This window comes from Sutcliffiella sp. NPDC057660, assembly GCF_042800035.1.
Lineage (GTDB): Bacteria > Bacillota > Bacilli > Bacillales > Bacillaceae_I > Sutcliffiella_A.
This window is the reverse complement of sequence record NZ_JBHVHV010000010.1, coordinates 143700-165319: the sequence shown is the minus strand read 5'-3', so window position 1 is coordinate 165319 and position 21620 is coordinate 143700. Positions and strand designations below refer to the sequence as shown.

The window sequence follows — 21620 nt, the reverse complement described above, 5'->3', positions numbered from 1 at the left end:
GAAAGAGAGAACTTGTAAACATCTAATCTATTTTCTTACTTAAAAAAGGGGGTTAAGTGATGGCAACAGAACGTGAATTTTTACTTCGAAGACTCCACTCGCTTCTAGGAGTCATTCCGGTTGGTATTTTCTTAATTCAGCACTTGGTTGTTAACCATTTTGCTACAAAGAGTCCGGATGCATTTAACAAAGCGGCACATTTTATGGAGAGCCTGCCGTTCCGTTATGCTTTAGAAATTTTTGTGATTTTCCTGCCAATTCTATTCCACGCAATTTACGGCTTATATATTGCTTTTACAGCAAAGAACAATGTAAGCAAGTATGGGTATGGACGCAACTGGATGTTCATGGTTCAACGTTTCACAGGTGTTGTTACGTTGATTTTCATCGTATGGCATGTATGGGAAACACGTATTGCAGCCGCAAGAGGAGCGGAAGTGAACTTTGATATGATGGCTAACATTCTTGCTAGTCCTGCTATGTTCGGATTTTACGTTGTTGGTGTAATTGCAACGATTTTCCACTTCGCAAATGGCCTATGGTCTTTCTGTGTAAGCTGGGGAATTACTGTAACTCCTCGTTCTCAACAAATTGCTACCTACGTGACAATGGGTATCTTTGTCGCTCTTTCAGTCGTAGGAGTTCGAGCATTATTAGCATTCGTATAAGACCTATCGCAACTATTAAGGAGTGAGTTACCATTGAGTAAAAAAATTATCGTAGTCGGCGGTGGATTAGCGGGCTTAATGGCTACCATTAAGATTGCAGAAGCCGGTGTACCAGTGGATTTATTTTCATTAGTACCAGTTAAACGTTCTCACTCGGTTTGTGCCCAGGGTGGAATTAACGGGGCAGTAAACACAAAAGGAGAAGGGGATTCTCCTTGGGAGCATTTTGACGATTCAGTATATGGTGGGGATTTCTTAGCAAATCAACCTCCAGTTAAAGCAATGTGTGAAGCGGCACCAGGGATCATCCACCTTTTGGACCGTATGGGCGTTATGTTCAACCGTACACCTGAAGGACTTTTGGACTTCCGTCGCTTTGGTGGAACACAGCATCACCGTACAGCATTCGCTGGAGCAACAACAGGCCAGCAATTATTATACGCACTGGATGAGCAGGTTCGCCGCCATGAGGTGTCCGGTCTTGTTACGAAATATGAAGGTTGGGAGTTCCTTGGTTCAGTAGTTGATGACGAAGGCGTATGCCGTGGTGTTGTTGCACAGAACCTGACAAGCATGGAAATCGTTTCGTTCCCTGCTGACGCTGTCATTATGGCAACAGGCGGTCCTGGAATCATTTTCGGTAAATCAACAAACTCTGTCATCAATACCGGTTCTGCTGCATCGATCGTGTATCAGCAGGGTGCCTACTATGCAAACGGTGAATTCATCCAGATCCATCCTACAGCTATTCCCGGGGACGACAAGCTTCGTCTGATGAGTGAATCTGCCCGTGGAGAAGGTGGACGAGTCTGGACATATAAAGATGGGAAGCCTTGGTACTTCCTTGAGGAAAAATACCCTGCTTACGGTAACCTTGTTCCTCGTGATATTGCAACTCGTGAAATCTTTGACGTGTGTGTAAATCAAAAACTAGGTGTAAACGGCGAAAACATGGTATACCTGGATCTTTCTCATAAAGACCCGAAAGAACTGGATATCAAGCTTGGTGGAATCATTGAAATCTATGAAAAGTTCATGGGTGATGATCCGCGTAAAGTACCAATGAAGATTTTCCCGGCTGTTCACTATTCCATGGGTGGTCTGTGGGTGGATTATGACCAAATGACAAACATTCCAGGTCTATTTGCAGCAGGAGAATGTGATTACTCCCAGCATGGTGCGAACCGTCTAGGTGCCAACTCCCTACTATCAGCCATCTATGGCGGTATGGTAGCTGGTCCAAAAGCGGTTGAATACATGAACGGACTTGAAAAATCTACAGATTCTCTTGCCACTTCTCTTTTCGATCGCTATGTAAAAGAAGAAGAGCAGAAATGGAACCGCATCATGACGATGAACGGTACGGAGAATGCATATGTTATTCACAAAGAGCTTGGCGAGTGGATGACAGACAACGTAACAGTTGTACGTTACAACGATAAGCTTTTACAGACAGATGCAAAAATCCAGGAACTATTAGAGCGTTATGACAATATCAATATCCATGACACAGCAAAATGGAGCAACCAGGGAGCGGCGTTCACCCGTCAGCTATTCCACATGCTTCAATTGGCGCGTGTCGTGACAATCGGTGCCTATAACCGTAATGAAAGCCGCGGAGCGCACTATAAACCGGACTTCCCGGAACGTAATGATGAAGAATTCCTAAAAACAACGATGGCGAAATTCACCGGCCCTAAATCCGCACCTGAATTCCATTATGAAGATGTGGATGTTAGCTTGATTCCGCCGCGTAAGCGTGATTATTCCAAGAAAAAAGGGGGTAAAGAATGATGGCTGAACAAACAAAAACAGTAACGTTTAAAGTGAAGCGTCAAGATGGTCCTGATGGAACCCCTTTCTATGAAACATTTGAATTGCCTTACCGTCCTAACATGAACGTCATTTCCGCCTTGATGGAAGTGCGACGTAATCCTGTAAATGCAGACGGTAAAGCTACAACACCTGTAAACTGGGATATGAACTGTTTGGAAGAGGTCTGTGGAGCGTGCTCCATGGTAATCAACGGCAAGCCTCGCCAATCCTGTACTGCGCTTGTAGACCAGTTGGAGCAGCCGATCGTGCTTGAGCCGATGAGCACTTTCCCGGTTGTCCGTGACCTGCAGGTGGACAGAAGCCGTATGTTCGATTCCTTGAAAAAGGTAAAAGCTTGGATTCCGATCGACGGAACATACGATCTAGGGCCTGGTCCGCGTATGCCAGAGAAAAAACGCCAATGGGCTTACGAGCTTTCGAAATGCATGACATGTGGTGTTTGTCTTGAAGCATGTCCTAACGTAAACAGCAAATCGGACTTCATCGGTCCTGCTCCTCTTTCCCAGGTGCGACTATTCAATGCGCATCCAACTGGGGAGATGAACAAATCAGAACGCCTGGAAGCAATCATGGGTGACGGTGGGCTTGCAAACTGTGGTAACTCACAGAACTGTGTGCAGTCTTGCCCTAAAGGCATTCCATTGACCACTTCCATTGCGGCTCTTAACCGTGATACGACTATCCAGATGTTCCGTAATTTCTTTGGCAGTGACCAAGCATAAATAAAACGAACGCCTCTTTCTTGTTAAGGGGCGTTTTTTTACAAATAAATGATTTATCTGAAGATATTGAAAATAAACTGGAGGTTAACACAAATGAAAAATACGGCTTATATCAATGACATGCAAAGTTGGATGAATGAGTTCTCATTCAGTCATGAGGTGACAGTCCGCTTCTCGGAAACCGATATGTTTGGGCATATGAACAACACTGTTCCATTTGTCTATTTTGAAGAATCAAGAATTGAGTTCTTTAAAGCATTGGGATTCATGCAGGATTGGACAAAGCCCTCGAGCAGCACCATTCCAGTGGTGGCAGATCTGCAGTGTGATTTTCTGAAGCAGGTGTATTTCGGAGAGAAGCTTGAAATCTTTGTGAAAGCGAATGAGTTGGGAACATCCTCGGTTGACTTGCATTACCTCGGAAAAAGGGAGAATGGGGACCCATGCTTTGTTGGGAGAGGTCGGATGGTTCAGCTCAATAAGCATACCGGAAAAGGGGAAGCGTGGAGCGAGGAACAGCGAAGTTTATTCCTTTCTCCGCTTTCTATAAAAAATTAACGCCTTTTTTTCCCTTTCGGAAGAAAAACTGCGTATTTAGATGTAACTCCATCCTGCCTGTTAACATATTATACCATGACTAAATATACACCCATCCGCTAGTTCAGCTCTGGCTAAGGCAAGGAGGGTTACAATTATTGAAGGAGAAAGAGTTTCAACCAAAGCCATTGCTTACCAAAAGAGAAAGAGAAGTATTTGAGCTGTTAGTTCAAGATAAAACAACAAAAGAAATTGCTGGTGAGTTGTTTATCAGTGAGAAAACAGTTCGGAACCACATTTCAAATGCTATGCAAAAGCTGGGAGTCAAGGGGCGGTCCCAAGCAGTTGTCGAGCTTCTTCGCATGGGAGAGTTAGAGCTTTAATAATCTGCCGGCTATCTATTAACAATCTGTTAAGGAAGATAGTCGGTTATTTTATTTAAAATTTATTTAAAACCCAAGTATTTCGATTGGTTCTCATATGATTATTGATTGTTACATCTTGCTTTTTAGAGGAAAACATAAGAGAATGGTAAGGAGAACATTTAATTTCGTATTACTAAACTTCACAAGTCCTTACAGAATATAGATAAAAAGACATATATGTAGAAAGAGGGTCGGGAATGACAATGCAAAATGAGTTAGTATCAGAAGATCAATTGGTAGCGGATATTGAAAAATCATTAAGATACATAGCGACACTGGTAAAACAGAAAGGTCGCGAAATCCTTAGCAACTATACGATTACACCACCACAATTTGTTGCCTTGCAATGGTTGATGGAAGGCGGGGATATGACGATCGGGGAGCTTTCCACCAAGATGTATCTTGCGTGCAGCACGACAACAGACCTGGTAGACCGCATGGAAAAAAATGAACTCGTACAGCGAGTGAAAGACCCCAACGACCGCCGAGTGGTACGCATCCACCTGTTGGAAGAGGGCGCACGGATCATTGAAGAAGTAGTGCATAAGAGACAGGAGTATTTGCGAAACATCCTAAAGAACTATTCACAAGATGAGATTTTCATGTTAGAAAAGTGTTTAGCACGATTACATCTAGAAATGAAAGAATGAGGGATTTAGTTGCAAAGACCAATTGGCGTAATTGATTCGGGAGTTGGAGGCCTTACAGTTGCAAAAGAAATGATGCGACAGCTTCCAAAAGAAAGAATTATCTATCTGGGTGACACGGCCCGTTGTCCGTATGGACCAAGACCTGCTGAAGAGGTCCGCAGGTTCACCTGGGAAATGACAAGATTCCTGCTGCTGCACGATATCAAAATGCTCGTGATCGCCTGCAATACCGCAACAGCAGTTGTGTTGGAGGAAATCAGGGAGCAGTTGGACATTCCTGTCATTGGTGTCGTGGATCCGGGTGCCCGAACTGCACTGAAAGTCACGTCCAACAATCATGTTGGCGTAATCGGTACGGTAGGGACCGTAAATAGTGGTGCTTATGAAAACGCGTTGAAATCAATCAATAGCGATGTCACAGTTGACAGCCTTGCCTGTCCCAACTTCGTCCCATTGGTGGAAAGCGGGGAATTCGAAGGAGAAGCTGCCTTTGGCATAGTCCGTGAAACCTTGATTCCTTTCCAGGGGATGGGTATGGATACGTTGATCCTCGGTTGCACCCATTATCCGCTGTTGCAACCTACCATTCAGGAAGTGGTGGGACCTGACGTCCAGCTGATCTGTTCTGGGGACGAAACGGCAAGGGAAGTGAGCACCATCCTGAACTTCAAGAAACTACTGAACCGGACTGACTCCAAAGAGGAGCATGTATTCTATACAACTGGCTCCCAAGAGCTTTTCGAAAAAATTGCCTCCAAGCTGTTTGAACAGCAGGTAAAAAATGTGAAGACGATTGTTTTGGAACCCATTTCGATATAAAAATGTGGACTCCATTGGCAGTAATAGAAAAACTCTTTCCTTTTCGGAAGGAGTTTTTTCTTTTTGGACAAATTCTTTTTTCATCCGGTCTATTTTAGACATAGGGCTCGTATACATGTTAGTACAAACCGTCTTAGGAGGGAAACCTATGTCTAATAAAAAAGTGAAAATGACTGCTGCAGCTGTTCTTGCATCCTCTGTGTTATTGTCTGGATGTGGATTATTCGGAGGGGATGAGCAGGCCACGCCTGAAGCGGATATTCCAAAGGATGTCAGTTACGTGGATGATGCCGAGGATGTGACAGAAGAAACGGAAGGTAGTGAAACAGAGGGAACAGCAACTGATGGTGAGGATGAAGCTTCAACTGAAACAACTAAAAGGGAATTATACTTAATCGACAGCAACGGCTATGTTGTAGCCCAAACATTTGATTTGCCAAAGACGGAAGGTACAGCAAAACAAGCCCTGGAATATCTGGTGAAGGGTGGCCCTATTGAGGAACTGCTGCCTAATGGATTCCGTGCGGTTCTTCCTGCAGGTACAGAAGTGGATGTGAACCTGAAGGAGGATGGCACCATTGTTGCTGACTTCTCCGATGAGTTCATTGAATATGATAAGAATGATGAAATGAAAATCCTTGAATCCATCACCTGGACATTAACACAATTTCCAAACGTGAAAAAAGTCCAGATCCAGGTAAACGGGCATAACCAGGAAGTGATGCCTGTAAACAAGACACCAATCGGAAAAGGGGTAAGCAGGGCAAACGGTATCAATCTTGATACTTCTGAAACGGTGGATATCCGGAATACCCGCGCGGTAACCCTCTATTTTGTTGCTGAAAACAATGAAGGAGATCCGTACTATGTTCCTGTCACGAAGCGTTTAGCGATGGAGGAATCAAACGATTATACTGCAATCGTCAATGCACTAGTTTCCGGACCTTCCTATAACTCCGGCTTAACGAAGGAATTGAACAATGAAATCAAGCTTTTATCTGAACCGAAATATGCCAATGGCAATCTGACACTGGATTTCAATGAAGATATCCTTGGGCTCGAGGAGAAGGTAGTATCCAGAGCAGTAGTGGATTCCCTTGTCCTGACTTTAACCGAGCAAGCCGGAGTAGAAACAATCTCCATTACAGTGAATGGGGAAGGCGACTTGATGGCTACAGACGGAACAAATGTATCAGAGCCTGTTGCGAGACCTGAAAATGTGAATACAGGAAGGTTTTAATCTCTAAAATTTGATATACTAATGGAGGACATGTGAAGAGGTGGGTAACTGCCTCTTTTTCCTATTGTTTCGTGATCATTCACTCTTACTGTTTGGCAGTTATCATGCTGCCTACTATAGAAAAGGAGTTTAGAATATGCCGAGAGTAGATGGAAGAGATAAAAATGAATTAAGAAAAATTCAAATCATCCCTCATTACATAACCCATCCGGAGGGGAGCGTCCTGATCACAGTTGGGGAGACAAAGGTTATCTGTACTGCTACCGTCGAGGATCGAGTACCCCCGTTTATGCGAGGACAGGGAAAAGGGTGGATAACAGCCGAATATTCCATGCTTCCTAGAGCAACGGAAAAAAGAACGATGCGTGAATCCACTAAAGGAAAAGTATCAGGCCGTACGATGGAGATTCAGCGTCTGATAGGAAGGGCGCTGCGGTCAGTGGTGGACTTGGAGAAACTCGGAGAAAAGACAATCTGGATTGATTGTGACGTGATCCAAGCCGATGGTGGTACAAGAACCGCATCGATTACAGGTGCCTTCGTGGCGATGGTTCTCGCCTTCCAAAAACTTGTGGAGGCGAAAAAAATCAAAGCTCTGCCAATCACTGATTATTTGGCAGCTACATCGGTCGGAATCGATGCGCAAGTTGGGCCGATTCTCGATTTGAATTACATAGAAGATTCAAAAGCACAAGTGGACATGAATGTTGTCATGACAGGATCGTTGGATTTTGTAGAGTTGCAGGGAACTGGAGAGGAAGCCACTTTTTCCAGAAAACAGCTTAATGAGCTATTGGACCTTGCAGAAGAAGGGATGCTTCAGCTGGTAGAATGCCAAAAGCAGGCCCTTGGCACGATTGCTGACAACATTGGAATATCAAAAGAGGAAGTGAAAGGACTATGAGCATGCAGGAGATTATCATCGCGACGAACAATCCCGGAAAAGTTCAGGAGTTTCAAACAATCCTTGAACCAAAAGGAATCGCAGTTAAATCATTGGCAGATTTCCCAGAGATTCCGGAAGTGGAAGAGACAGGGACAACCTTTGAGGAAAATGCCCTACTAAAAGCATCTGCGGTAGCGGAATATCTGGGCAAAACCGTTCTTGCCGATGACTCCGGGTTGGAAGTGGATGCCCTGAACGGTGAACCGGGTGTGTACTCAGCACGGTACGCGGGTACTAATAAAAATGACAGGGAAAATTATCTGAAGGTGTTAGGGAAGCTGGAAAATGTACCTGATGAAAAAAGAACGGCAAGATTCGTATGCGTACTGGCAATCGTGCAGCCTTCAGGAAATAATCATACTGTCCGTGGGACCTGTGAAGGGAAGATTACACATCAGCCTATTGGTGAAAATGGATTCGGCTACGACCCCGTATTCTTTGTAGAAGAAAAAGGGAAAACGATGGCACAGCTCTCCAAAGAGGAAAAAAGTGAAATCAGCCACAGAGGGAATGCTATCAAGCAATTAACCAATAAGTGGGATGATCTATTTCTCACAAAATAGGAGTGAGAGGATGAAAGTATTAGTTGTCAGTGACAATCATGGACAAACAGATGTCCTGCAGCAGCTGAAGGCCCGCCACCAAGATGAGGTGGAGCATTTCATTCATTGTGGGGATTCCGAATTGCCATCGGACAGCTCGGTAATGGAAGGATTTTACGCGGTTAGGGGAAATTGTGATTTCGATAGTGGTTATCCACAGCAATTAATCAAAGAAGTTGAAAGTAATCGCTTCTTTATTGCCCATGGTCACCTTCATCAGGTGAAATCCTCCTTGATGCCGATCAAGTATGCTGCAGAAGAGGAGGAAGCAAATATTGTCTGCTTCGGCCACTCACATATCGCGGGTGCGGAATATACAGGGGGAATCCTCTTTGTGAATCCTGGCAGCATCAGCTTGCCACGTATGACACGTGATAAAACCTATGCTATAATAGAAGAAACAAATCTGGACTTTTTCGTACACTACTATAATGAAAAGGGAGAGAGATTATCCTCTCATACCTTCAACAAGTAGAGAGGGGAGCCCCACTTCTCTCTCTTTTTTCACTTTAAAAGTTATATAAGAAAAGTTTTTGAAAAAGTGTTGACTTTAGAATCCCTATCTCATATAATAAATCTTGTCGCTGATGATAATTAGTAAATATTTCTTGTGACATTAACTTGTCCTAGTAGCTCAGCAGGATAGAGCACGATCGAATATGCTTCCTTGAAATACTACAGCGTACCGATTTTAATACATCCTGATTAGTCTCCCTGAAAATCGGGACGACAACTTGAAAAGTAAGTTCCATTTAATTAAGTCCCAGTAGCTCAGCAGGATAGAGCAACGGCCTTCTAAGCCGTGTGTCGGGGGTTCGAATCCCTCCTGGGACGCCATTTTACCTAAAGCACCATGTACGTTTTTATGAGCACTTATTCTTTGAGTGCTGATAAAATTGTATGTGGTGTTTTTTCGTCTGATGAATAGGCTCTTTTTTTAGATTGTTGCTTTAAGAAAAGGGCATGGCTAAAGATGAGATGTCAACATTAAACACCCTGTTGGTCTCCGTTCCAGGCGTTCGCTTTTCCAGGGCGGCCTCGGGAGCCTCCTCGTCGCCTTGCGCCTGCGGGGTCTCCCTTGACACGCTGCTCCCGCAGGAGTCTCACGCCTTGCACTCCAACCAACAGGGGTGACTTATAGTAAAAATTTTACCTTACTAAAGGAACAAAAATTGCATTTTATCTCAATTTTTCATTTCAATAGCGAATTTAATTTGTTTTAAGACTCTTTCTAATAGCAAATAGTGTTTAACCCGTGAGTTGATTGTAGCGGAGGACACTTGACTCCTGTGGGAGATTAGAGGGCATGGGAGACCCCACAGGCGAAGCCGAGGAGGCTCCCATCCCTCCCCGGCGAATCTTGTGTCCGCAGCGGAAATCAACGGGCTACATTTGATGGGTACAATTTATCTAAATAGCAACAAAGAATGCAAAAACACTAAGAAAAAGAAACCCATCCATCTCGAATGGTATGTACAAGGCATTCCCATTTCACTTGTACTCCCAACTAAACATTGATACACTTGTTTCAAATATTTCCACAAAAAAATAGGATGGAAAAATACATATGACAAACAAACCGAAACAGATAAAGAAGGTTGTAAAGTTTCCGAATCTTAAACAGCGATTATTGGAAAAAGCGATGAACACAATGAAGGAAAAGAAGTTTTCCGAGGCGCTTGCGCTGTTTGAACAAGCAAGAGAAAATGAATATGCCTATGCAGAAGTGGAGCTAGGGATGATTGTCTGTTATATGGAACTTGGACAGCTTGCCGAGGCGAAGAACCGCTGTAAGAAAATGCTGAGGGAAGACATAGGGGATTACTTTCACATCCTCCAGATCTATATTACTATCCTTATTCAGCTGAAAGAGTATGGGGAAGTGAAGAATACGATTGAGGCGATTTTAGAGGAAGATAGAATCCCCGCCCAGTATGCACAGAACTTTTATCAGCTGCTGGAATTTGCGAGAAAAATGCTCCCAGGGCAGGAAGAAGCAAAGGATAAGGAAAAGGAAGCTCCGGTAATATACGATGATTCGCACACTTTTCCCATCGAAAGTCTACATAGCGGCACACTGCAAAAACAGTATGAAATCATTCAACAATTAAAGCAGATGCATATTCGTCCGTATCTTCCTGACATCGAACAATATCTTCAAGATGTAGATAAGCATCCTGTTTTAAAGACATTTCTCCTCCATATGCTGACGGAGCAAGGAGTGGAGAAGGAAGTTCACGTACATAAGCTAGGTCAAACCGCTATCGTCGTACCAAAGGATCTACCCACTGGTGAAGAGGATCCATTTCTAAACAAAGTACTCGGGCTTTTGGATGATACGGTGAACAGTGAGAATCCGGTTTTGTTTGAAAGTTTGAAGGAAATGCTTGTAAGGTTACATACTGCACAGTTTCCTATCCCTTTTCAACCCTCTTCCCCCAAATTATGGGCAGCAGGGTTGCATAGGATAGGCAATGATCTCTATGGGATTCCTCATGACGGAGAGGAGTTTTTTGAGCAATATGGTATTACAGCTGTTGAACTGGAAGGCATCCTTGGCCAAATTAAGAAACTTGAAGATTTTTCATTTTTACATTTATAATGGTATCTGTTGAACTCATTGCAGGTTGTGTTATAATGTAAGGGTTGTAAACTGTATATACCGTATAGGTTTCTTAGATTATTCCAGAATATGGGACAATCAAGAATGTGCATGCAGCAAATTTTGTAAACAAACAACCACGTGAAAACGAGGTTATGCCGATTAGATAGTGACTGTTTCATTATCTCTTTCGAAAATAGATGTTGGAGGGAAAATTATGTCTGCTAAATGGGAAAAGTTAGAAGGAAATCAAGGCGTGTTAACAATTGAAGTTGACGCTGAAACTGTTAACAAGGGTCTTGACGAAGCATTTAAAAAAGTTGTAACAAAAGTTAACGTACCTGGATTCCGTAAAGGTAAAGTACCTCGTGGAATGTTCGAACAACGCTTTGGTGTGGAAGTACTTTATCAAGATGCTCTTGATATCATTCTTCCTGAAGCTTATGCAAAAGCTGTAACTGAAACGGGTATCGAGCCTGTTGACCAACCGGAAATCGATATCGAAAATATCGAAAAGAACCAGCCTTTGGTATTTACTGCTAAAGTAATCGTGAAGCCAGAAGTAAAACTTGGCGACTACAAAGGGTTAGAAGTTGAGCGTTTGGATGCAAACGTTTCTGACGAAGATGTAGATGCTGAATTAAAAGGTCTTCAAGAGCGTCAAGCTGAGCTTGTTGTAAAAGAAGAAGGCGCTGTAGAAAATGGCGACACAGTTGTGATGGACTTTGAAGGATTCGTAAATGGTGAAGCTTTCGAAGGTGGAAAAGGGGAGAACTATTCTTTGGAAATCGGTTCTAACACGTTCATCCCAGGCTTCGAAGAGCAACTGGTTGGTATGACTGCCGGAGCAGAGAAAGATGTAGAAGTTTCTTTCCCTGAAGAGTACCATGCTGAAGAGCTAGCTGGTAAGCCTGCAGTGTTCAAAGTGACACTTCATGAAATCAAAACTAAAGAACTTCCTGCACTTGACGACGAGTTCGCGAAAGATGTAGACGAAGAAGTTGAAACGCTTGAAGAGCTTAAAGCAAAAACAAAAGCTCGTCTAGAAGAAGCAAAGAAAACAGAAGCTGACAATCACCTTCGTGACACGCTAGTGGAAAAAGCTGCTGCTAACTCAGAAGTGGAAATTCCAGAAGCTATGGTGAAAACAGAAACTGACCGCATGGTTAAAGAATTCGAACAACGCCTTCAAATGCAAGGTATGACTTTAGATCTTTACTTCCAGTTCTCTGGTCAGGACGAAGAAGCTCTTCGCACTCAAATGAAAGAGGATGCAGAAAAGCGTGTGAAAATGAACTTGACTCTTGAAGCTATTTCCATTGCTGAAAACATCGAAGTAACAGATGAAGAAGCGAACGAAGAAGTAGAAAAAATGGCTGGCATGTACAATATGCCTGTAGAGCAAATCAAGCAAGCATTAGGAAGCTTGGAAGGGCTTAAAGAAGATTTGAAAATCAGAAAAGCAATTGATTTCCTTGTAGAAAACAGTAAAGATGTTGCATAATAATAAATAAGAAACAAGGCGCGACTTGATCGTGCCTTGTTTTGTACCATCTGGACAAGATTCTGATTAGATTTTCCTTTATTTCCACCCATCGCTGTGTTATTTAGTTCATATCATGGATACAATAGTACGGACTCTTCCTCTAAAATATCCATACATAACCAAAGAGATATTATTAGAAATGTAAGGTAAATATGTGGTAAAATGCAGTACATAACTATTCGTTTTGAGTAATGGGAAAATGGATTTTTTCTTATTTGATAAGAAAGCTGGGCTGGATAATAGGTCTGTTCGGCATTTCTATTCTTTGCTTTATCTTAGCCAGCCGGTGGATGAGAATAGAGAGAAATGATAAGGGGTGAAACAATTTGTTTAAATTTAATGACGAAAAAGGACAATTAAAATGTTCTTTTTGTGGGAAAACGCAGGATCAAGTTCGAAAACTTGTTGCTGGGCCAGGTGTATACATATGTGATGAATGTATTGAACTTTGTACAGAGATTGTGGAAGAGGAGCTAGGTACAGAGGAAGAAGTTGAGTTTAAAGACGTTCCGAAGCCAAAAGAGATTCGTGATATTCTAGACGAGTATGTTATTGGACAGGAGTCTGCAAAAAAATCGCTTTCCGTAGCGGTATATAACCACTACAAGCGTATCAATTCAAACAGCAAGATTGATGACGTGGAACTTGCGAAGAGTAATATTGCCATGATCGGGCCTACCGGTAGTGGGAAAACCTTATTGGCTCAAACACTAGCAAGAATACTGAATGTTCCTTTCGCTATTGCCGATGCGACTTCTTTGACAGAGGCTGGTTATGTTGGGGAAGACGTAGAGAATATTCTGCTTAAACTGATTCAAGCAGCGGATTATGATGTAGAAAAGGCTGAAAAAGGCATCATCTACATCGATGAGATCGATAAAGTTGCTCGTAAGTCGGAGAATCCATCCATTACGCGCGACGTTTCCGGTGAAGGTGTACAGCAAGCGTTGCTGAAGATTTTGGAAGGTACTGTTGCAAGTGTACCTCCTCAAGGCGGACGTAAGCACCCTCATCAGGAATTCATTCAGATTGATACCACGAATATCCTATTTATTTGCGGTGGGGCATTTGACGGAATCGAACAGATCATCAAGCGCCGCCTAGGTAAAAAAGTAATTGGATTCGGAACTGTTGAAGCAAAAGCGGATGAGCTGGAGCAAAAGGAGCTTCTTTCTAAAGTGTTGCCAGAAGACCTTCTTCGCTTTGGTTTGATCCCGGAGTTCATCGGACGACTTCCGGTTACTGCAAGCTTGATGCCGTTGGATGAAGATGCATTGATCGAAATCTTGACTAAGCCTAAAAATGCACTTGTGAAGCAATATCAAAAGATGTTGGATCTTGATAATGTCGAGCTTGAGTTTGAAGATGGAGCGTTAGTTGAGATTGCGAAAAAAGCGATCGAAAGAAAAACGGGGGCACGTGGACTAAGATCTATCATTGAAGGCATCATGCTTGATGTGATGTATGAACTTCCTTCAAGAGATGATATTAAGAAATGTGTCATCACTGCTGATACCGTAGCGAACAATGTCGCTCCAAAACTGATTTTGGATGATGGATCCGAATTGGAAGAGGACGAAAAGACATCTGCATAAGCAGTAAAAGAGCATTCCTTTTGGGAGTGCTCTTTTTTTGTGTAAAATCAATCAAACTGCATATTGAAAATAAAATAAAGTACGCCTATTTCCAAGGGGGAAATTAGATTCTCCCTATGAATGACAAAACTGAATCTAGGCTTTGGAAAACGCTTCTCCACTTTAATTTCAGCAACAAGCATTCCATCACTTTTTATGTAGGCTGTCCGCTTGAACATCTCCTTTTGAATCGTAAGGGTATAATTCTCCTTTTCATATAGGAACTTGCCATGCGTCTTTACTTTTGATATATCTTTTAAAAAATATTTCTTTTCTTCAAACCGCTGATTTTTTATAAGAATATCCCACTTCATCCGCACTAAATTCTCTTTAAAGGTTCGTTCCTGTACTATCAGTTCCTCCCCGGATTGTGCAGATCCTCTGCAATCCTTTTTTCCGAAAAACACGATGACACCTTCCGATAAGATCGGGATAGGCAGTTTGGATATGATTTCTATCCATTTTTTTCGATAGGTTCGTCCAAAAGAGGCTATTGTTTGTCCTTCTAGGTTAGAAATTTTTATCGGTTTCGATGAATATTTGAATAGTGGTAAGGTAAATGTATATTCCTGCAAAAAAGCACCCCCTTCCTTGTATTTTACGGGTAAGGAAAGATTAAGTTTCATAATTTAACCAAATGCACATTTGTGGTTTATTCCATCTTTTGCACGGAGATACTAGCAAATAATCACATCACGAATGCAGGAGGGTAATTATGTCTTGGACAGGTATTGCACTGTTTATTCAGCTTTTCTTTGGGGTCATCATTGGACTCTATTTTTGGAACCTGCTACGAAATCAACGTACTCAGAAAGTCTCGATTGATAAAGAGTCAAAAAAGGAAATGGAACAATTACGTAAAATGAGAAGCATCTCTCTTTCCGAACCTTTGGCGGAAAAAGTGAGGCCGACCAGTTTCAAAGAAATAGTCGGACAAGAAGACGGAATCAAAGCATTGAAAGCGGCAATATGCGGACCAAATCCACAGCATGTCATCATTTACGGACCTCCTGGTGTGGGGAAAACTGCTGCAGCACGACTGGTATTGGAGGAAGCAAAAAAGAACAGGAAGTCACCTTTTAAATCCTCCGCGGTATTTATTGAACTTGATGCAACCACAGCAAGATTTGATGAAAGAGGAATTGCCGATCCTTTGATAGGATCTGTGCATGACCCGATCTATCAAGGTGCAGGTGCGATGGGACAAGCTGGTATACCACAACCGAAGCAGGGTGCTGTAACCAATGCGCATGGAGGAATGCTCTTCATTGATGAAATCGGGGAGCTGCATTCCATTCAAATGAATAAACTCCTGAAAGTGCTTGAAGACCGAAAAGTGTTTCTTGATAGTGCGTACTATAGTGAAGAGAATCATCAAATCCCTCAACATATTCATGATATTTTCCAAAATGGTCTGCCGGCGGATTTCCGGTTGGTTGGCGCAACTACAAGAACACCAAACGAAATACCTCCAGCTATTCGCTCCCGCTGTATGGAAGTATTTTTCCGTGAATTGGACAAAGAAGAGCTGGAAGTGGTTGCAAGGAACGCTGTGGACAAGATACATATGACAGCAGAGGAGGCTGGAATCAGTCTGCTCGCATCATACACAAGAAATGGGCGGGAAGTGGTGAACATGATGCAGATTGCCGCAGGCCTTGCCATTACAGAAGACAGGTACGAAGTGAAGCTTGAAGACATTGAGTGGGTCATCCATTCCAGTCAGCTGGCTCCTAAATACGAAAACAAAATCAAGGAAAAAGCACAGCTTGGTCTCGTGAATGGCCTTGCGGTATTCGGACCAAATTCAGGAGCGTTATTGGAAATTGAGGTCACGGCCATCCCAACCGAGCCTAAAAAAGGTACGGTGAATATCACAGGAATCGTGGAAGAAGAAAGTCTAGGTGGCCAGGGCGGCAAATCGGTGCGCCGCAAAAGCATGGCTAAGGGATCGGTGGAAAACGTCATCACGGTACTGCGTTCACTTGGAGTACCAGCTGCTGATTTTGATATCCATGTGAACTTCCCTGGAGGTGTCCCGATTGATGGACCTTCAGCAGGAATTGCAATGGCGACAGGAATCTATTCCGCCATCTTCAAATTACCTGTTTCCAATCTAATTGCAATGACAGGGGAAATCAGTATCCATGGTACAGTCAAGCCGATCGGTGGTGTGATTCCAAAGATTAAGGCGGCTAAGCAGGCGGGTGCCACGAGAGTAATCATCCCTGCTGAGAATATGCAATCCATCATCAAGGAAATAGATGGAATCGAAGTGATTCCTGTGCATGAGTTCCAGGAAGTGCTGGACCTGGCTCTGGTAAGGGAAAAAGCGACCGACACCATTATCGAGAATATCATACAGGTGCCAATCGCTGTACCGAAGACGGAATCGATGTAAAAATCATCGAAATGGCATGTCCTGACTTTTTTAGTTGCAGAAGGTCAGGGCATGTTTTTTGTAGTCTCCATTATTGCACTTCCACTCCTAAAAAGGTAAAATTTTTACTACTGGTTTTGATAATAACTTCCTGAAACAAGTAAAGAATATTACAAACAATATCTTTTCTTTGTATTTGCCCACTCTTAATTAGACAGGGCTATGCAATTAGGATAGAATTGAACAAAGATGAAACAACATTGGAAGAGCGTACGGGGGTGTTACGATGGCAGAGAATAAGGAATATCATGTTCCATTATTGCCTTTAAGAGGTTTGATGGTATTTCCGACGATGGTGCTCCACTTGGATGTGGGCAGGGATAAATCCATTCAGGCCTTGGAAACAGCAATGCTGAATGACAATATTGTAGTCCTTTCTACACAAAAAGAGGTAAGTACGGATGTACCTTCAGAAGAGGATCTGTATGAATGGGGAACATTGACAAAGGTGAAGCAGATGCTGAAGCTTCCAAATGGGACGGTCCGGGTACTGGTTGAGGGGCTCGAGCGTGCTAAGATTGAAGAGTTTATCGAGAAGGAAACACATTGGGAAGCGAAGTTGCTGACCTATCCTGATACAGAGGATAAGGATGCAGAAGATGAAGCGTTGATGAGAACGTTATTGGAATACTTTCATACATATACGAAGCTTTCAAAGAAGACGACGATCGAGACGTATCATACGGTATCTGATATTGCGGAGCCGGGAAGAATGGCGGATATCGTCACTTCGCATCTCCCTTTAAAAATGAAAGAGAAGCAAGCGGTGCTCGAAACGAGAGATGTAAAGGATCGGCTTCATAAAGTAATCAAGTATGTAAACAACGAAAAAGAAGTACTTCAATTGGAAAAGAAAATCGGACTTCGAGTGAAGCGGTCGATGGAGCGCACGCAAAAGGAATATTACCTGCGTGAACAAATGAAGGCCATTCAAAAAGAGCTTGGTGATAAGGAAGGCAAAGCAGGCGAAATTGAAGAACTGAAAGAAAAGCTGAGCAAGATTGACATGCCTGAAAACGTGAAAAAGACGGCATTAAAAGAAATCGACAGGTATGAAAAAATCCCATCCAGCTCAGCTGAAAGCTCTGTAATCCGCAATTATATCGACTGGCTATTAGGCTTGCCTTGGGATATCTCGACAGAGGATCAGCTTGATATTAAAAGAGCAGAACAAATCCTGAATGAAGATCATTTCGGTTTGGAAAATGTGAAGGAGCGTGTACTGGAGTATTTGGCGGTACAGCAGCTGACAAAATCACTGAAGGGGCCAATTCTTTGCTTGGCGGGACCTCCAGGAGTGGGGAAAACGTCGCTTGCGAGATCCATTGCAAAGTCCCTGAACAGAAAGTTTGTCCGAGTATCCTTGGGCGGCGTGCGGGATGAGTCTGAAATTCGCGGACATAGAAGAACCTATGTCGGTGCCATGCCGGGCCGTATTATTCAAGGGATGAAAAAAGCGGGAACAATCAATCCGGTTTTCCTGCTGGATGAAATCGATAAAATGTCCAACGATTTCCGTGGAGATCCCTCTTCAGCCCTGTTGGAAGTCCTGGATCCGGAACAGAATTTTAATTTCAGTGACCATTATATCGAAGAGGCCTACGATTTATCGAACGTCATGTTTGTGGCAACGGCCAATAATCTGGCGACAATTCCTGGGCCGCTGCGTGACCGTATGGAAATTATCACAATCGCAGGGTATACGGAAATAGAAAAGCTTAATATCGGTAAAGACCATCTATTGCCAAGACAGGCGAAAGAGCATGGGCTTGAGAAAAACCTGCTCCAGATCCGTGATGAAGCAATTCTTTCCATCATCCGCTACCACACGAGAGAAGCGGGAGTCCGTAGTCTGGAGAGACAGCTGGCCTCAATTTGTAGAAAAGCAGCTAAGATTATCGTATCTGGCAGCAAGAAACGTGTCATCATCACCAATAAGAATCTACCCGAATTTTTAGGGAAGCCAAAATTCCGTTATGGGCAGGCTGAGCTTGAGGATCAGGTTGGTGTAGCGACCGGATTGGCTTATACTACTGTTGGAGGAGATACTTTATCCATTGAAGTCTCTTTATCCCCGGGTAAAGGAAAGCTGCTCTTAACAGGGAAGCTTGGCGATGTGATGAAGGAATCTGCACATGCGGCATTCAGCTTTATCCGCTCCAGGGCGAAAGAGTTGAATATCGATCCTGATTTTAACGAGAAAAATGATATCCACATACACGTTCCTGAAGGAGCAGTACCGAAAGACGGACCTTCCGCAGGTATCACCATGGCAACAGCCCTCATCTCCGCTTTGACTGGAAAACCGGTCCGCAAAGAGGTGGGAATGACCGGAGAAATTACCTTAAGAGGACGGGTGCTGCCAATCGGCGGACTAAAGGAGAAATCTTTAAGTGCGCATCGAGCAGGACTTAAGACAATAATACTACCAAAAGATAATGAAAAAGATTTGGATGATATTCCAGAAGGTGTGCGGGAAGATTTGACGTTTGTCTTAGTATCACATCTAGATGAAGTGTTGGAACACGCATTAACAGGAGAGACACAATGAAAGTAACACAAGCAGAAATTGTAATCAGTGCCGTAAAACCAGAACAGTATCCTAGTGACCTTTTGCCGGAATTCGCCTTGGCAGGCCGTTCCAATGTAGGGAAATCATCGTTCATCAACAAGATGATCAATCGGAAAAACCTTGCGAGAACTTCTTCCAAACCGGGTAAAACACAAACATTGAACTTTTATCTGATAAATGAAATGCTTCATTTTGTGGATGTACCTGGTTACGGATTCGCTAAAGTGCCAAAATCTGAACGTGACGCCTGGGGCAGAATGATGCAGACTTATTTGACATCACGCGAGCAGCTTCGTGCTGTTCTGATGATAGTCGATCTGCGTCATCCGCCTTCCAAGGACGATGTTACGATGTATGACTACCTGAAGCACTATGATCTTCCGGTAATCGTTATTGCAACGAAGGCGGATAAGATTCCAAAAGGGAAATGGCAGAAGCATAAGAAGGTAGTAAGAGAAACCTTGGACATGGATCAGGAGGATGAGGTAGTTTTATTCTCTTCTGAAACCGGCCAAGGCAAAGATGAAGTGTGGGGTATTCTTCAAAAGAGAATGAAATAACATGTGAAGCGGTAGGACATTAGTCCTGCCGCTTTTTTTGTATTCCATTTTAAATTTTTTAAAAAGTTATAAAATATAGGTTTATTCAGAATTGTTGAAAGGGAATAGAGAGGATACGGGAGTATGTGGGAGCATCTCTATGTTACATGGGAGGTAGTCATTGCTTTCGAGGGAATATACAGAATTATTAAACGATACCCTCTCAAACCGCATTTGTGGCAGTTTTGTGAAAATGCTACGATTTAACTAGTACATAAAAAAACGTCAAGGGGGATTCAGTAAATTGAAAAAGAGAATATTATTAGTGGTTTTATTCTTATTATCTACTATTCTAGCAGCTTGCGGAGGTGGAAAGACCACATCAGATGAAGGGTACGAACTAGTGGACGACGGTAAGTTTACATATGCAGCTTCCGGAGAGTTCAAACCATTCAGTGTTACGGATGGATCAGGTAAGATGAGCGGCTTTGATATTGAGGTTGCAGAAGCGGTTGCAGAAGAACTGGGTCTTGAACCTGTTCAGAAAAAATATACATTTGCGAGTATCGTGGAAGGTGTGAAAAGCGGCAGGTTCGATGCTGCCGTGGCAAGTCACACCATTACACCGGAGCGTGCCGAGGCAGTGGATTTCTCCAGCCCTTACTACTATTCCGGTCCACAGATTTTTGTTCGTCCAGACAGCGATATTCAAACCTTGGATGATTTGAAGGATATGGAGGTAGCCGTATCGAGAGGATCCACTTATGCGGATATTATGGAAGGTGTCTCTGACAATGTCGTGAACTATGATAGTGATGTTGTCGCATTGGAGGCTCTGAACAATGGCCGTCATGATGCAGTTGTAACAGATTTTGTCACCGGGAGGGAAGCAATCGGTGCCGGAATGGAACTTGAAGGTCGTGAGCTGTTGGAAAGAAGTGAACAGGCAATCGGTATCGCCAAGGGCAATGAAAAGCTTCTTGAAGCGGTAAACAAAGCATTGGAAACATTGCGTGAAAACGGAAAGCTTAAAGAAATCAGTGAGAAGTACTTCGGAGAAGATATCACAACAGAGCCTAAAGAGTAAATGAATTCTTACTTTATTTGATCTAGATGTGTGGTGTCTATATACACCACACATTTTTTAAATCGCCAGAAGGAGAGTGAAAAATATGCCAAGCTTTGCGCATTTTATAGAAGTATTTATGGGTTCTTATGACATGTTCCTTAGAGGAATGCTCAAAACCCTGCAGATTACAGCAGTATCCATCTTAATTGCACTTTTTATCGGTCTATTTTTTGCCTTTTTAAAGATATCCAAAATCAAAGTTCTTGAGTGGATAGCAAACGCGTATATCTATCTGGTCCGTGGAACACCTTTGATTGTTCAGATCTTCGTAATTTACTTCGGGTTGGTGGAGTATAACATCTCGGCATTCTGGTCGATTTCCCTGGCATTGGCTTTTCATAATGGGGCATACATAGCAGAAATTTTCAGAGGTACGATTCAATCCATTGATAAAGGTCAGATGGAGGCAGGGCGTTCCCTCGGTATGACTAGACAGCTGACCATGAGACGCATCATCTTGCCACAGGCCGTCAGAAGAGCTCTTCCCCCACTTGGGAATCAGTTTATTATCGGTCTGAAGGATTCCTCACTAGCGGCATTCATCGGATTCTATGAACTATTTAACGTTGCCCAGACACAAGGGGCAAACACATACGATGTCATGACCTACTTATTGGTTGTTGCCGTTTACTACTTAGTTCTTGTTGGATTGATTGGAATTATCGTAAATATGCTGGAACGAAAATTCTCAGCGAGCGACAGATAGGAGGATA

At 43.0% G+C, this 21620-nt stretch carries 20 protein-coding genes and 1 tRNA gene; 20 read left to right on the top strand and 1 reads right to left on the bottom strand.

Going from position 1 to position 21620, the window contains the following annotated elements:
* Nucleotides 1–59 precede the first annotated feature (59 nt).
* From ACFVAD_RS13360 to clpX, 15 genes are all read left to right on the top strand, one after another.
* The gene (locus ACFVAD_RS13360) at nt 60–668 is read left to right on the top strand and encodes a succinate dehydrogenase cytochrome b558 subunit (protein WP_386640716.1); all 609 of its coding nucleotides are present in this window, start codon (nt 60–62) and stop codon (nt 666–668) included.
* 33 nt (nt 669–701) lie between these two features.
* Complete coding sequence (gene sdhA / locus ACFVAD_RS13355; protein ID WP_386640714.1) at nt 702–2462, top strand: succinate dehydrogenase flavoprotein subunit; 1761 nt, start codon at nt 702–704, stop codon at nt 2460–2462.
* On the top strand, nt 2459–3226 hold the full coding sequence (sdhB, locus tag ACFVAD_RS13350; protein ID WP_386640711.1) for a succinate dehydrogenase iron-sulfur subunit: 768 nt from the start codon (nt 2459–2461) through the stop codon (nt 3224–3226). The genes sdhA and sdhB overlap by 4 nt, the downstream gene beginning before the upstream one ends.
* Nucleotides 3227–3319: 93 nt before the next feature.
* Entirely contained in the window at nt 3320–3784 is a 465-nt protein-coding gene (locus ACFVAD_RS13345; RefSeq protein ID WP_386640708.1) for an acyl-CoA thioesterase, read from the top strand.
* A gap of 137 nt (nt 3785–3921) precedes the next feature.
* Nucleotides 3922–4146, top strand: coding sequence for a spore germination transcription factor GerE (gene gerE, locus ACFVAD_RS13340; protein ID WP_047972062.1), 225 nt, complete (start codon nt 3922–3924; stop codon nt 4144–4146).
* Nucleotides 4147–4385: 239 nt separating this feature from the next.
* A complete protein-coding gene (locus ACFVAD_RS13335; protein ID WP_386640705.1) occupies nt 4386–4838 on the top strand; it encodes a MarR family winged helix-turn-helix transcriptional regulator in 453 nt (150 codons plus the stop codon).
* A 9-nt stretch (nt 4839–4847) separates the two neighbouring features.
* Nucleotides 4848–5657 (top strand): glutamate racemase, encoded by an 810-nt coding sequence (racE, locus tag ACFVAD_RS13330; protein WP_386640702.1) that lies wholly within the window; start codon nt 4848–4850, stop codon nt 5655–5657.
* A 148-nt stretch (nt 5658–5805) separates the two neighbouring features.
* Nucleotides 5806–6897: a GerMN domain-containing protein gene (locus ACFVAD_RS13325; RefSeq protein WP_386640699.1), complete on the top strand. Its 1092-nt coding sequence runs from the start codon at nt 5806–5808 to the stop codon at nt 6895–6897.
* Nucleotides 6898–7033: 136 nt separating this feature from the next.
* Entirely contained in the window at nt 7034–7801 is a 768-nt protein-coding gene (gene rph, locus ACFVAD_RS13320) for a ribonuclease PH (RefSeq protein WP_386640696.1), read from the top strand.
* Nucleotides 7802–7803: 2 nt separating this feature from the next.
* Entirely contained in the window at nt 7804–8406 is a 603-nt protein-coding gene (locus ACFVAD_RS13315) for an XTP/dITP diphosphatase (RefSeq protein WP_386640870.1), read from the top strand.
* Nucleotides 8407–8416: 10 nt separating this feature from the next.
* On the top strand, nt 8417–8920 hold the full coding sequence (locus ACFVAD_RS13310) for a metallophosphoesterase (protein ID WP_386640693.1): 504 nt from the start codon (nt 8417–8419) through the stop codon (nt 8918–8920).
* 285 nt (nt 8921–9205) lie between these two features.
* Nucleotides 9206–9282, top strand: a tRNA-Arg gene (locus tag ACFVAD_RS13305).
* 730 nt (nt 9283–10012) lie between these two features.
* Nucleotides 10013–11047 (top strand): tetratricopeptide repeat protein, encoded by a 1035-nt coding sequence (locus tag ACFVAD_RS13300; protein ID WP_386640690.1) that lies wholly within the window; start codon nt 10013–10015, stop codon nt 11045–11047.
* A 217-nt stretch (nt 11048–11264) separates the two neighbouring features.
* A complete protein-coding gene (gene tig / locus ACFVAD_RS13295; RefSeq protein ID WP_386640687.1) occupies nt 11265–12551 on the top strand; it encodes a trigger factor in 1287 nt (428 codons plus the stop codon).
* 368 nt (nt 12552–12919) lie between these two features.
* A complete protein-coding gene (gene clpX, locus ACFVAD_RS13290; RefSeq protein ID WP_386640684.1) occupies nt 12920–14188 on the top strand; it encodes an ATP-dependent protease ATP-binding subunit ClpX in 1269 nt (422 codons plus the stop codon).
* A 47-nt stretch (nt 14189–14235) separates the two neighbouring features.
* On the opposite strand, the gene ACFVAD_RS13285 is transcribed toward clpX, so the two are convergent.
* On the bottom strand, nt 14236–14802 hold the full coding sequence (locus tag ACFVAD_RS13285) for a tubby C-terminal domain-like protein (RefSeq protein WP_386640682.1): 567 nt from the start codon (nt 14800–14802) through the stop codon (nt 14236–14238).
* Nucleotides 14803–14942: 140 nt separating this feature from the next.
* On the opposite strand from ACFVAD_RS13285, the gene lonB reads away from it, so the two are divergent.
* The 5 genes from lonB to ACFVAD_RS13260 all read left to right on the top strand — a co-directional run bounded on the left by lonB (nt 14943) and on the right by ACFVAD_RS13260 (nt 21613).
* The gene (lonB, locus tag ACFVAD_RS13280) at nt 14943–16628 is read left to right on the top strand and encodes an ATP-dependent protease LonB (protein ID WP_386640679.1); all 1686 of its coding nucleotides are present in this window, start codon (nt 14943–14945) and stop codon (nt 16626–16628) included.
* A gap of 265 nt (nt 16629–16893) precedes the next feature.
* On the top strand, nt 16894–19218 hold the full coding sequence (gene lon, locus ACFVAD_RS13275; RefSeq protein ID WP_386640677.1) for an endopeptidase La: 2325 nt from the start codon (nt 16894–16896) through the stop codon (nt 19216–19218).
* A complete protein-coding gene (gene yihA / locus ACFVAD_RS13270; protein ID WP_386640675.1) occupies nt 19215–19799 on the top strand; it encodes a ribosome biogenesis GTP-binding protein YihA/YsxC in 585 nt (194 codons plus the stop codon). The genes lon and yihA overlap by 4 nt, the downstream gene beginning before the upstream one ends.
* 283 nt (nt 19800–20082) lie before the next feature.
* A complete protein-coding gene (locus tag ACFVAD_RS13265; protein ID WP_386640673.1) occupies nt 20083–20865 on the top strand; it encodes a transporter substrate-binding domain-containing protein in 783 nt (260 codons plus the stop codon).
* A gap of 85 nt (nt 20866–20950) precedes the next feature.
* Nucleotides 20951–21613, top strand: a complete 663-nt coding sequence (locus ACFVAD_RS13260) for an amino acid ABC transporter permease (RefSeq protein WP_386640670.1) — start codon at nt 20951–20953, stop codon at nt 21611–21613.
* Nucleotides 21614–21620 lie beyond the last annotated feature (7 nt).